This is a genomic window from Pseudobacillus sp. 179-B 2D1 NHS (assembly GCF_045370945.1).
In the GTDB taxonomy this organism is placed as follows: Bacteria; Bacillota; Bacilli; order Bacillales; family Domibacillaceae; genus Pseudobacillus.
The window spans coordinates 217,594-230,257 of sequence record NZ_JBIQDP010000003.1; the positions used below are offsets into that span (position 1 = coordinate 217,594).

A 12,664-nucleotide genomic window follows, 5' to 3' on the forward strand; every position below is an offset into this window, starting at 1 on the left:
AAACAAAATACAGATATTTTGCTTTTCATTCGTTATTTTGCTATTAATTGTTTTTCAAGCCGATCTAATTTCCCACGCAGGCTACCATCAAAAATACGGTTGCCAATGCGCACCTTTAAGCCGCCAAGTAACTGCGGATTGATGATATTCGTAATTTCCAGAGCTTGTTTGCCCACTTTCTTGGCAAATTGAGTGGAAATTTGCTTCGTCTCTTCGTCTGTTAAAGGACGTACAGACTCAACAGTTGCTTCAGCGAGACCTTGCTCTTCATGAGCTAGATTCGTATACGCATCAACTACGGCAATAATATCTCCTTCACGATGACGCGAGATTAAAAGCATTAATATGTTAGTCACATAAGTAGAAGCCTCTGAAAAAGCATTCTTTATCAGTGCTTGTTTTTCTTCAATTGTTAGCTTCGGAGAGTCAAGTAGAGGAAGCAAGTTTTTGTTTTCCTGAAAAACGGCTTTCACTACCTGCAGCTCTTCTCCGATCTGCTGAAGTTGCTGATGTTCTTTGGCAATTTTGAAAAGAGCCAGCGCATAGCGTTTTGCCACTACGGAATCACTCATCACTTTTCCCCTGCCTCTTGGATATACTCGTTAATCAGTTTTTCTTGATCTGCTACACTTAAATCTTTTTCAATTACTTTAGAAGCAATCAATACAGATAAAGAGGCTACTTGCTCACGAAGAGATGCCATTGCTTGTTCAGTCTGCTGCTCAATTTCCATCTTAGCAGACTCTTTTAAGCGCTCGGCTTCTGCACGAGCAGCCGCAATGATTTCTGCTTTTTGACTGTCGCCCACTTTCTTGGCATTCTCAATGATTTCTTGAGCTTGCTGGCGAGATGCTTTTAATTCTGCTCGAGTTTCTTCTAATAATTTATTTGCTTCAACCCGGCTTTTTTCTGCCGCGTCAATTTCTGATGCAATATGATCTTCACGCTGTTGCATGATTCCCATTAAAGGTCCCCAGGCAAACTTTTTAATCAGCGCTAGTAAAATAATAAACATGATCAATTGGAACAAAATGTCCCCGCCGTTAAAGCCGGCTGACGATCCAAGTACGAATGCGTTTGCTAACACGCCCACTTCACTCCTTTCAAGAGTTTCCCCCCTCCCCTTCTTGAGGAAAAGGTCTGTATAAAAAGAATGGAACTGCTTGTTACACTTCGAACATAAAGCAATGGCGAAGGTTCGCTTGGAATGATCTTCGCCATTGGAACAAAAATCCCTTAATATGTTTACCTTGTCCAGCTGTAGCGCCTAGCCGCTCGAGATCACAAGTCAATTCGGCTGCATGGCTGAAAAGCGCCATTCTGCCAAATCGCCTTATGCTTGTCGCGGCTGGACAGGCGCTTCCGCTTTTCTTACTGACCTTGAACCATGAACGCGATAACTACAGCGATGATAGGAATCGCCTCTACTAACGCTACCCCGATGAACATTGTTGTTTGAAGCATACCGCGAGCTTCTGGTTGACGAGCGATACCTTCAACTGTTCTAGATACGATAAGACCGTTACCGATACCTGCACCAAGTGCGGCTAAACCGATTGCGATTGCTGCTGCTAAAAGACCCATTTTAAAATTTCCTCCTTTAAATGTATAAATAATGTATTTGTTTAAAAATAGGTTTGTTCATTAGATGAACTGGGTATATTTTAATGGTCGCTGCTCACTTTGTGAGCAATATAAACCATTGTTAACATGGTGAAGATAAATGCCTGGATTCCACCGACAAAGACGGAGAATCCTTGCCATGCTAATGTTGGAAGGATGGCAGCTAAATGTCCGCCCACTCCTGTAGCAAGGCTTCCTGCTAGCAATCCAAGAAGGATTTCACCAGCAAAGATGTTTCCATAAAGTCGAAGGCCAAGAGTCAGCGTATTAGCAAACTCCTCTACAATTTTCAACGGGAATAAGAATCCCATTGGACGGAAGTAATCCTTTCCATACTCTGTAAAGCCCTTCATTTTAATTCCATAATAATGTGACAGAGCGACAACCATAACTGCTAATGTTAGAGTGATCACCGGGTCTGCTGTTGGAGATTTCCACCAGAGCACGCCATCTTTTACCACTGAAAATGGAAGACCAAGAAAGTTGGAAACTGCAATGTACATAAGCAGTGTAATTCCAAGAACATGGAAACGTCCTCCCGTTTTCCAGTCCATGTTACTCTTGACGATCCCTTTCACAAAGTCCATGATCCACTCAAAAAAGTTCTGCAGCCCGGTAGGCTTCATTGCCAGTTTTCTTGTGGAAATAACTGCAATTAAGAAAACGATTGCACTGGCAACAGTGATCATTAATACGTTGGCTAAGTTGAAAGTTAAAGTAAAACCGTCAAATACTTCCCAATGATATAATGGATTTTCGTGATGCAACTGTTTTCACCTCTCTTCCCCGGTTTTTCTTTTTATTAGAAAATGAATAAAAAAATCTATCATAATGACAATATAGGATGCCATTAATCCCAAAACTGTACTGATAATGTTGAAATGATCCGGATAACGAAGGGCAATGAGAGCAGCTGCGCCAGCGGATGCCATTCGTGACATCGTGCCTAGCGATTGGACTTTATTGCCGCGCTCAAGTGCGGTGTTGAAACGTTGCATCCGCTTCAACATTAACCAGTGGTTGAACAAGCTAAAAGCTGTTCCAAGAATGAGGCCGCCGAAAATCGCCTTGTAAGGCATAATTCCCCAGCAGAAAACAAAGATGGCGAGCAAATATAATAAATACTTTCGATGTCTGGAAAGTGAGTGCTGGAGTTCCCCCATAATTTATTAATCCTCCGAATTGAAGTGGTTAACCGTCTTAAGCATAGAAAAAACGCCCGCAGTTAATCCTAAGAGCAGTCCGATGATTAAAAAAAGTGGTTCAGTTTTCCATTTTTCATCAAGCCAGCGTCCGGCAAAAATCCCGATGAGAATAGATCCTGTCAACTGTGCCAAAACTGCACTGTACAAACTCATCGCCTTAAACGCACTTTTACGGCTCTTCATGTAAAACACTCCTGCCCACCGTGGGTTCTACCTAAAAAAAAAGCGTTTACGCTCAGTTCATAGTATTTGCTCTTTTCCCTTTGTAAGCATACAATAGGGGTATTTTAATGTCAACGCATACTAAAAAAAACCTCAAAAATTGTATGTTACATTTCACAAATTGATCAAAATTTAAATCTTTCCATAAGAATTACTTATCACAGGTGATAAGTAAAAAATAATTGTAAAAACATACCCTTTTCTGAATAAAAATTTCTTTTCTTTCCCTCGGAAGTTCATTTGATTTCGGCTTATTCTCCATTGCCAATCCTCAAGTCTACCAAAGATCTGCCGATTGGCCATTAAATAAAAAAAGGAACTGTCAGGGCAGTTCCTTTTTTTATTTAAGTTTCTGTTAATGATAAGCGTTGATTTGCACTCGTCTTCTACTGGCTCCCCTCCCCCACATGATGAAACTATACGAATGTAAGATGGAGGAGCCTTTGCGACTTTCGCTTCAATCAACATAGACCTTTAACAGAGCCTCTTTAAAAACGGTCCGGCTTTTGATCCGTTGCTTTAAAATGATAAAGGATCGCTTCGCAAATGCGACGGGAAGCTTCCCCATCTCCATATGGATTGGAGGCCTTAGACATTCTCTCATATTCAGCCTGATCGTTCAGCAATTCAGTCGCCATCCGATAAATGGCTTCTTCATCTACACCGGCAAGCTTTAATGTACCGGCTTTAATTCCTTCTGGACGTTCAGTGGTATCGCGAAGGACAAGAACAGGCACACCAAGAGAAGGCGCTTCTTCCTGCACGCCGCCAGAGTCAGTTAAAATCAAGTGTGCTCTCGCCGCAAAGTTATGGAAGTCGATTACGTCAAGCGGTTCGATAAGATGGATGCGCGGATCATTGCCGAGAATTTCACCAGCAATTTCACGGACGACCGGATTCATATGCATCGGGTAGACCACTTGAATATCGTCGTTTTCTTCAACGAGTCGCTTGATTGCACGGAACATGCTGCGCATCGGCTCACCAAGATTTTCACGGCGGTGAGCAGTCATTAAGACAAGGCGATCGCTGCCAAGCTTATCCAGCACTTCATTGCTGTAGCTCTCTTTCACTGTTGTTTTTAGCGCATCAATGGCTGTGTTGCCTGTTACAAAGATGGTTTCTGCTTTTTTTCCTTCATTAAGTAAGTTCTCTTCCGCTTCATCTGTAGGTGAGAAATGAAGATCAGCCATGACTCCTGTTAATTGACGGTTCATCTCCTCCGGAAACGGAGAGTATTTATTCCATGTGCGCAATCCTGCTTCAACATGGCCAACGGCAATTTGATTATAGAAAGCAGCGAGACTTGCAACAAATGTAGTCGTTGTATCTCCGTGTACGAGCACAATATCCGGCTTAACTTCTTTCATTATTCCGTCAAGCCCTTCCAATCCACGCGTCGTTACATCAATAAGTGTCTGACGATCCTTCATAATATTTAAATCGTAGTCTGGAGTGATGTTAAAGATCTCAAGCACCTGATCGAGCATTTGCCGATGCTGCGCCGTTACAGTGACAATAGATTCAAACTGCTCAGGATATTTCTGCAATTCCAGAACGAGCGGAGCCATTTTAATCGCTTCAGGGCGCGTTCCAAAAATGGTCATTACTTTAATCGGGCGGTTCATCTTCTTTGCACCTACTTCTAATTATTTTGTTCCAAACAGGCGATCGCCTGCATCTCCCAATCCTGGTACAATGTAGCCTTTTTCATTCAGCTTTTCATCCAAGGCAGCAATGTAAATATCAACATCTGGATGGATTTCCTGGATAGCCTCTACACCTTCAGGAGCCGCTACTAAGCACATAAATTTAATATTCTTTGCTCCACGCTTTTTCAAGGAATGGATCGCTTCTACTGCTGATCCTCCTGTAGCAAGCATTGGGTCTACTACGATAAAATCACGCTCTTCCACATCCGTTGGGAGCTTTACATAATATTCAACAGGCTTTAGTGTTTCCGGATCACGATATAGCCCGACATGGCCTACTTTAGCAGCCGGAATTAATTTTAAAATTCCATCTACCATGCCAATACCAGCACGGAGAATGGGAACAATGCCTAGCTTTTTGCCAGCAAGAATTTTAGCATTCGCTTCACATACCGGTGTTTGAATGGCTACTTCTTTAAGAGGCATGTCCCGTGTAATTTCAAAAGCCATCAGCGTAGCCACTTCATCTACTAATTCACGGAATTCTTTCGTTCCTGTTTCTTTGTCGCGAATAATCGTTAACTTATGCTGGATTAATGGGTGATCGAACACATATACTTTTCCCAAAATTATCGCTCCCTTATGTTAATATCTCAAATTATGCCATAAAAGCTTCCGATGGCAAAAAAATAAGCCGCACACGCAGCCATTCTTCCACTTCTTTCAGCAAGCTTCCATCTAATTTTACATAAAAAGCAGAAGAAGAACAAATGGGAAAATATAAAAAACCCGGGAATGATACATTTCTTTCCCGGGCGGAGCCATTTAGCTGTATAAAGGATATTTTGCTGTTAAATCAGCTACACGCTGGCTTAATTCCTTAAGCTTTTCTTCATCTTCATGGTTTTTAAGTGCTGCTCCGATAAGAGCTGCTACTTCGTCCATTGCCTCTAGATCAAAGCCACGTGAAGTGACCGCTGCTGTACCGATACGGATGCCACTTGTTACAAATGGGCTTTCCGGATCAAATGGAATCGTATTTTTATTAACCGTAATACCGATGTCATCCAATACTTTTTCCGCCACTTTACCTGTTAGGCCAAGAGTTTGCAGATCGATAAGCAGCAAGTGGTTGTCTGTACCGCCTGATACGAGATTGATGCCTTCTTTTACTAAGCCTTCTCCCAAACGCTTGGCATTGTCGATGATTTGCTGTGCATAGGTTTTGAAGCTCTCATCTAACGCTTCTCCGAAAGCTACAGCTTTCGCTGCAATGACGTGCATGAGCGGGCCACCTTGGATACCAGGGAAAATAGACTTGTCGATTTTCTTAGCAAATTCTTCTTTACAAATAATCATACCGCCGCGAGGGCCACGTAATGTTTTGTGTGTCGTTGTTGTTACAAAATCAGCGTATGGAACAGGGCTTTCATGAAGTCCAGCTGCTACAAGGCCGGCGATATGCGCCATGTCAACCATTAGATAAGCGCCTACTTCATCTGCAATCTCACGGAATTTAGCAAAGTCGATCGCACGCGGATAAGCGCTCGCTCCTGCTACAATTAACTTCGGCTTATGTTCGATTGCCTTTTGGCGAACATCGTTATAATCAATTTGCTGGTTTTCTTTGCTTACTCCGTATTCAACGAAGTTGTATTGCACACCGCTGAAGTTTACCGGGCTGCCGTGTGTTAAATGGCCACCATGAGATAAGTTCATTCCGAGAACTGTATCACCGTGCTCCAGGATAGTGAAATAAACAGCCATGTTTGCCTGAGCGCCAGAGTGAGGCTGCACATTCACGTGATCGCCGCCGAAAATTTCTTTCGCCCGGTCGCGAGCTAGATCCTCAACAACGTCAACATGCTCACAGCCGCCGTAATAACGCTTGCCCGGATAGCCTTCCGCATATTTATTGGTTAACACGGAACCTTGTGCTTCCATGACTGCCTGGCTGACAAAGTTCTCAGAAGCGATTAATTCAATTTTAGACTGCTGGCGTTTTAATTCATCTTGAATGGCTTCAAACACAGCCGTATCTTGTTCTTTAAGGATACTCATTTTCAAACCCCTTCCATTTCTAAGAATGATATATGTCTTTATGTATTGCTAATTTTTAAAATTCATTTATATTCTAACATGTTTTTGGCTTGTTTTAAATCAAATAAATATAAAAGCCGATCTTTTTTATAAAAAAAAGCCGACTTTATTATTAAAAGCCAGCTAAAACTTAACATTAACCAGAGCACTTCTCGTTGGCATTCGTTTTTTCATACACCGCTCTGGCTCCTCCGATTAACTTCGGCCGGGTTCTGGCCATCGTAACATGCGCATGCCCTACTTCTTTCACACTTGTCCGCAACGGGACAGCGACATGCTTCAAATGCATGCCAATAAACGTATCGCCAATATCTATGCCTGCATCAGCTTTAATAAATTCAACGACGGCGCTATCTTTCTTTTCATTAAAGGCGTAGGTAGCCATCGATCCCCCTGCCTGACGAACTGGCACCACTGCCACTTCCTCAAGCTGCAGTCGCTGAATTTGCTCGCGGTCTACTACAAGCGCACGATTTAAATGTTCACAACATTGGAAAGCAAGATACAGCCCGTATTCATCTGCAAATGCCTGCAATTGTCGGTACACCATTTCAGCAATCTCCAGCGTGCCGGCTGTTCCAATTTTTTCTCCGGCAATTTCGGAAGTCGAACAGCCAATGACGACTATCTGTCCTTTTTGGAGACCGGCCTGTTGCTGAAACTCTTGCAACAGGCGACCGAGCTGCTGTTCCCACTCTTTAAGCTGCAACAAAGCTCATCCCTCCAGTTTATTTTTCTTCATACGCTTTAATTTTATTAAGACGGTTTTCATGTCGGCCGCCTTCATAGTCAGTTGTCAGCCATACTTTCGCAATTTCACGGGCAAGACCCGGACCAATGACCCGCTCTCCCATAGCAAGCATATTGCTGTTGTTATGCTCTCTCGTTGCCTTTGCACTAAAGACGTCATGAACGAGGGCGCAGCGAATCCCTTTCACTTTGTTAGCCGCAATACTCATTCCAATACCTGTGCCGCATATTAAAATACCACGGTCAAATTCCCCGTTGGCTACCTTTTCAGCTACAGGAACAGCATAATCTGGGTAATCAACAGATGTACTGCATTCACACCCAAAATCTTCATATTCAATGCCGAGCTCATCCATCAGATCTTTTATTTCTTTTCGAATGTTTACTCCACCATGGTCAGATGCAATGGCAATTTTCATGTTGATAATCTCCTTTTGGCTTGATCAATTTTTTTCTATTTTGTCACAATAGGAGACAAATGAAAAGCCCGATGTCTCTAAAGCTGGAATTGTGTAATCGTTGATTTTAATTCTTCCGCTTGTTTTTTCAGTTGAAGAGCAGCCTGTTCAATATCATGCATCACTTTGGTTTGGTCTTTTGTAGCCTGTGTCACTTCAACAGCCCCAGCCGATGTTTCCTCCGCGATTGCTGCTACTTCCTCAGATTGGTTGGATGTATCTTGGATGCTGCCAAGCTGCCTGTCCACCAGCTGAGAAATAATTTGTACAGCCTCTGCTACTTCATGGATCTTTCCAGTCATCTGTTCAATAGCAGAATTGGCTTTAGACCCCTTTTGAACCTCTTTATTGACAGTTTGTACTTGTGAAGAAATCTTTTGGACAACTTGATCTACTTCCTGCTGAATATGCTGGATCAGCTCTGAAATGCCACTGACAGCCTTTGCGCTCTCATCAGCCAATTTACGGACTTCTTCTGCTACAACGGCAAACCCTTTTCCATGTTCGCCAGCACGCGCTGCTTCAATTGAAGCATTGAGCGCTAGAAGATTGGTCTGAGCTGCAATGTCACCGACGAGCTGAATAATCTGTTCAACTTTACGTGCATTTGTCTCCAGTCTCTTAACCGCCTCGAGTGACTGTTCATTTTCTGTAGATAATTGTTCCATACCCGAAATGAGCGATTGGAAAATCTCTTTATTGATCTTCAGCTCTTCTACCATTTCTTCAGCTTGAGCGGCCGAATCCTTTGCCTTTGTTTGCACTTCAGCAGCGAGATGCGTGACATCTTCAATCGATTCTGCCGTAGACTGAATAGCCACTGCTGAATTTTCAGCTCCAGCAGAAATCTCATCTACCGTCCGAAAAATTTCTTCGGCTCTTTCGGAAGCCCGGGTTGCTTCTGTCGATATGCGCACAACACTTTCATTGGTTAAAGAAAAATTATTATCAATGCTATGGACCATGCTTCTCAAATTGCTAAGCATGTGATTAAAAGCAATACCAAGGGAACGGATTTCATCTTCACTTTCAGGAAGTTCTACATCCTCCTTGATATTGCCTTGCGCTGCTGCCAGTGTAGCTGCTTCTAATCTCTTCAACGGCCGGACAAAATAGCCCCCAGCTACATAGGCAAGAATCCCCGACCAAATAATACCTAACAGTAAAGTAGTGACCGTGAACAAAGTTTCGTTCATCCAAGAAAAATAATTAGGATAAATATAATAGATAAAAAAGCCGCTCGTCGTATAAGTAATTAAAGCTAAAATTGTGACGAGAAAAACAAGTTTCTTTCTTAATCCAAATTTCGCTTCGCTTCTATATCTCATCATGACCCCTCTCCGGAATGTCTCCTGCCCGGCTTTGCATTTTTTTTAATGCCTCGGTGATTAATTCATCCAATTCCACATAAGTTTGACGATAATTTTCAAGTGATCCCCCGTACGGGTCAGCGACATCTCCTTGCTCCCCATAGACAAACTCTTTCAATGTCCATAGCTTGCCAGCAGAATGAGGAAACGAAGAAAGAACCGCCTGTTTATGGCCGGTTGTCATAGTAAAAATAACATCCGCCCAATCGACTATCTCTCTAGATATCCCTTGAGACAGATGTTGAATAGGAATGCTATTTTCCTGTAACACTTGAATGGCATGCCTGGCTGCCCGGTCACCTGCTGCTGCATAAATCCCTGCAGACCGTACATCCCATCCTTGCTTCTTATGCTTCATAATTGCTTCTGCCATCGGACTTCTACATGTATTTCCTGTACATACGAACAATATGTTCAACCGTTTTCACCCTCCAGCTGTTTTCTTCTCCTCTTATTATATAAGATTTTTATCAAAGAGGGTAAAAAGTTCTATATATTTTTCCAATTAAAGAAAAAGAAGTTTAAAACCAAACGCCAGCAAAATGCAACCGCCAAATGCTTCGCTGTAAGCCCCAAGCCAACTGCCCGCCTTTCTGCCAACCAACAGTCCGCTCCAAGTTAAACCAGCTGCAATGCCGCCGAACAGAAGCAGTACAAGCAAAACTTCTGCTCCATAAATCCCTAATGTAAGGCCAACCGAGAAGCTATCCAGACTGACGATCAAAGAGAATGCCATCAATCTCCAACCGAAAGGAACCGACCTTTCTTCCTCCTTTTGTTGAAAAAAAGCAACAATCATTTGAGTACCAGCAATTATGAGCAGCAAGCCTCCAATAAGAGAAGCAATTGTCCCAAATGTATCTGTAACAAATCGGCCAGCTATTATGCCAAGAAGCGGTAAAATAATATGAAAACTGCCGATAATGATTCCAATATAAAAGATCCGCTTTAACCTGATTGGCGCCATGCCTATTCCTAAGCTTGCTGAAAAAGCGTCCATTCCTAACGCTAAAGCCAGTGTACTCAAAGTAACGACTTCACCCATCTTTGCTTCATTCCCTTCCTTGTTGGACGTGCCTCTTTTCAACATATGCAGGAATGCTCGAATACTTTCTTGAATAGATGCCAAATGAGAAAGCGCAGTAAAGACATGGCGGAATACTTTTAAAACCAAAAGCAAGATTGCCAGCACACGATAAGGGAATAAATAAAAAAATACTAAACTTGAGAGGGTGAGCACGAATGATCGTTAGAGAGCGTAAGAACGAATTTGTACTAATTGAACAGGATCATCACGCACAAATTTCTGGAATCATCATGTCCTATTGGAAAGATTCACTGTTTTCTGCTCCAGAATTCAGGCGCTCCGTCGAATATGCCATTTTTCAGCACGACTGCGGCTGGAAACCATTTGACACAGACCCCTTCTGGAATGATAAAAAAGAGGCCCCGTATACGTTCGTTGATTTTCCAGTGCTGCCAAAACTTGTACTTTACAAACAAGGAATTGATGAGGTGGAAAAAAACGATCATTACGCTGCTCTCTTATGCAGCATGCATTATTCGGCTTTTCTTAGAAACGAGGCTTTAGATGAAGTAAAACCATTTCAAATAAATGAAGAACAGCGCCGGGAGCGGCTCATTGCTTCTCTTAAAATTCCAGACCCATCTTTGCCCGATTCACATTACAGACTGTTACAGCTCGGGGATAATCTTTCTTTATATATTTGTCTGAACGAGCCCGGGACAACGAAAGAGCAGGAACATCCCTTCTTTTGCAAAGGAATTCCTCTTTCTGCCGCCTTCAACAAAATAGAGAAAGATAACATTCAGCTTTATTGGCAAGACAAACAAACCATCGCTATGGACCCTTTCCCTTTTAGAGATAAAATTCTTATCACACTTAAACAGAAGACTCTGTCAAAAGACCAGATTGCTTCCCAAGGGTTTCTTGAAAGCTATAAAAAAACCAGCTTTTGTGAAACACCCATTCAACTCATGCCATCATATAAATAATTAAAAAGGAAACCAGAAAAAGCGGCAGTCGCCGCTATCCGGTTTCCTCTTTTTTCTATTCTTCACATACCCAGCGATGAGCGGCTGCTTTTTCCAGCCGGTTCATAATGGCTAAACCAACCCCCGACGTGGGGAAAACTTCGGAATAGATAATATCTACATCTGTCTCATTAAAAGCGCGCAATACATCGTAAAGAGAATGCGCCACTGTTCTTAAATCCTGGCGGCTTCCACATGGAAAAACAACATCCGCTTCGTAGAAGGAGAGATTCTCCTCTGTTGTTAACACGCCAACTTTTTTCCCTTGCTGCCGCTGCTCATCAATATTTGACTGAATCCATTTACGGCTGCCATCTAGCAAATAAACAGGAGCTTCCGGGGCATAATGTTTATATTTCATTCCAGGCGACTTGGGCCGCTGCTTTGCATCCGTCAACGCCGCATCAATCCCAGCTTCCCCGGCAACCTCCTCAATTTCTTCTTTTGTAATGCCACCTGGCCGCAAAATAACAGGAATGTCTCCTGTACAATCCACAACTGTAGATTCTACCCCTACTCCAGTATCGCCGCCATCTATAATTCCCGCAATCATTCCATCCAGATCATCTCGTACGTGCTTTGCAGAAGTAGGGCTCGGCTTGCCTGATCGATTAGCGCTCGGTGCTGCAATTGGCAAGCCCGCTTCCCGGATGACAGCCATAGCTACAGGATGATCGGGCATGCGGACCGCTACCGTTTCAAGCCCTGCCGTAACCACTTCCGACAGCCGGTTTGGCTGCTTTTCCAAAATAATAGTGAGCGGACCTGGCCAGAAGGCTTCCATTAATCGTTCAGCTGTTTCTGATATGTTGACCGCTACGTCTGCTACCTGTTGCTTTGAAGCGATGTGAACAATTAGTGGATTGTCAGCTGGGCGGCCTTTTGCAGCAAATATTTTAGCAGCCGCTTCATCTGATAAGGCATTTCCTCCTAGTCCGTATACCGTCTCAGTTGGAAAAGCCACCACCTCATTTTGCTTTAATAAATCAGCTGCTTCCTCAATTTGTGGATATGTGTCTAAAAAATCCACACCCTTATCCACATACCAATGTTTTGTTTGCATTTTGCTCATTTATCTTTCATTCCTTCTTTTTTTGTACGATTTCTGTGTTTCTTGTTAATAAATCAGACACTTCTGGAAAGATATGCACAAAATCATACCCATTATCCACATTGTGTGGATAACTTTTTTAGTTTTGTTTATAAGTCTGTGGGTAAATGTGGATAAA

The 12,664-nt window shown here is 42.7% G+C and carries 16 protein-coding genes; 1 reads left to right on the forward strand and 15 read right to left on the reverse strand.

The window, feature by feature from the left end; translation table 11 throughout:
* Positions 1-32: 32 nt before the first annotated feature.
* The 14 genes from ACH0BF_RS04810 to ACH0BF_RS04875 all read right to left on the reverse strand — a co-directional run bounded on the left by ACH0BF_RS04810 (position 33) and on the right by ACH0BF_RS04875 (position 10,425).
* Positions 33-572: a F0F1 ATP synthase subunit delta gene (locus ACH0BF_RS04810; RefSeq protein ID WP_120035277.1), complete on the reverse strand. Its 540-nt coding sequence runs from the start codon at positions 570-572 to the stop codon at positions 33-35.
* Complete coding sequence (locus ACH0BF_RS04815; protein ID WP_120035279.1) at positions 572-1,087, reverse strand: F0F1 ATP synthase subunit B; 516 nt, start codon at positions 1,085-1,087, stop codon at positions 572-574. Before ACH0BF_RS04815 ends, ACH0BF_RS04810 begins: the two co-directional genes overlap by 1 nt.
* 284 nt (positions 1,088-1,371) lie before the next feature.
* Positions 1,372-1,584: a F0F1 ATP synthase subunit C gene (gene atpE, locus ACH0BF_RS04820; protein ID WP_006838507.1), complete on the reverse strand. Its 213-nt coding sequence runs from the start codon at positions 1,582-1,584 to the stop codon at positions 1,372-1,374.
* 80 nt (positions 1,585-1,664) lie between these two features.
* Positions 1,665-2,390: a F0F1 ATP synthase subunit A gene (atpB, locus tag ACH0BF_RS04825; RefSeq protein ID WP_120035281.1), complete on the reverse strand. Its 726-nt coding sequence runs from the start codon at positions 2,388-2,390 to the stop codon at positions 1,665-1,667.
* 6 nt (positions 2,391-2,396) lie between these two features.
* Positions 2,397-2,786 (reverse strand): ATP synthase subunit I, encoded by a 390-nt coding sequence (locus ACH0BF_RS04830; RefSeq protein ID WP_340851983.1) that lies wholly within the window; start codon positions 2,784-2,786, stop codon positions 2,397-2,399.
* A 6-nt stretch (positions 2,787-2,792) separates the two neighbouring features.
* A complete protein-coding gene (locus ACH0BF_RS04835) occupies positions 2,793-3,011 on the reverse strand; it encodes an AtpZ/AtpI family protein (RefSeq protein WP_120035285.1) in 219 nt (72 codons plus the stop codon).
* Positions 3,012-3,538: 527 nt separating this feature from the next.
* Positions 3,539-4,678 carry a non-hydrolyzing UDP-N-acetylglucosamine 2-epimerase gene (gene wecB / locus ACH0BF_RS04840; RefSeq protein ID WP_340851980.1) on the reverse strand — a complete coding sequence of 380 codons (1,140 nt, stop codon included), beginning with the start codon at positions 4,676-4,678 and terminating at the stop codon, positions 3,539-3,541.
* A 21-nt stretch (positions 4,679-4,699) separates the two neighbouring features.
* Entirely contained in the window at positions 4,700-5,329 is a 630-nt protein-coding gene (gene upp / locus ACH0BF_RS04845) for a uracil phosphoribosyltransferase (RefSeq protein WP_120035289.1), read from the reverse strand.
* A 198-nt stretch (positions 5,330-5,527) separates the two neighbouring features.
* Positions 5,528-6,763 carry a serine hydroxymethyltransferase gene (glyA, locus tag ACH0BF_RS04850; protein ID WP_120035291.1) on the reverse strand — a complete coding sequence of 412 codons (1,236 nt, stop codon included), beginning with the start codon at positions 6,761-6,763 and terminating at the stop codon, positions 5,528-5,530.
* Positions 6,764-6,938: 175 nt separating this feature from the next.
* Positions 6,939-7,514, reverse strand: coding sequence for a TIGR01440 family protein (locus ACH0BF_RS04855; protein ID WP_120035293.1), 576 nt, complete (start codon positions 7,512-7,514; stop codon positions 6,939-6,941).
* Positions 7,515-7,530: 16 nt separating this feature from the next.
* Positions 7,531-7,971: a ribose 5-phosphate isomerase B gene (rpiB, locus tag ACH0BF_RS04860; protein ID WP_120035295.1), complete on the reverse strand. Its 441-nt coding sequence runs from the start codon at positions 7,969-7,971 to the stop codon at positions 7,531-7,533.
* 77 nt (positions 7,972-8,048) lie between these two features.
* On the reverse strand, positions 8,049-9,341 hold the full coding sequence (locus tag ACH0BF_RS04865; protein ID WP_182917037.1) for a methyl-accepting chemotaxis protein: 1,293 nt from the start codon (positions 9,339-9,341) through the stop codon (positions 8,049-8,051).
* The gene (locus ACH0BF_RS04870; RefSeq protein ID WP_340851973.1) at positions 9,328-9,798 is read right to left on the reverse strand and encodes a low molecular weight protein arginine phosphatase; all 471 of its coding nucleotides are present in this window, start codon (positions 9,796-9,798) and stop codon (positions 9,328-9,330) included. The genes ACH0BF_RS04865 and ACH0BF_RS04870 overlap by 14 nt, the downstream gene beginning before the upstream one ends.
* 87 nt (positions 9,799-9,885) lie before the next feature.
* Positions 9,886-10,425, reverse strand: a complete 540-nt coding sequence (locus tag ACH0BF_RS04875; protein WP_406908986.1) for a manganese efflux pump MntP — start codon at positions 10,423-10,425, stop codon at positions 9,886-9,888.
* 197 nt (positions 10,426-10,622) lie between these two features.
* On the opposite strand from ACH0BF_RS04875, the gene ACH0BF_RS04880 reads away from it, so the two are divergent.
* A complete protein-coding gene (locus ACH0BF_RS04880) occupies positions 10,623-11,396 on the forward strand; it encodes a DUF3891 family protein (protein ID WP_340851970.1) in 774 nt (257 codons plus the stop codon).
* Positions 11,397-11,451: 55 nt separating this feature from the next.
* Here the strand turns inward: ACH0BF_RS04880 and ACH0BF_RS04885 are convergent, their stop codons facing one another.
* Positions 11,452-12,498, reverse strand: a complete 1,047-nt coding sequence (locus ACH0BF_RS04885; RefSeq protein ID WP_182917160.1) for an L-threonylcarbamoyladenylate synthase — start codon at positions 12,496-12,498, stop codon at positions 11,452-11,454.
* Positions 12,499-12,664: the final 166 nt, after the last annotated feature.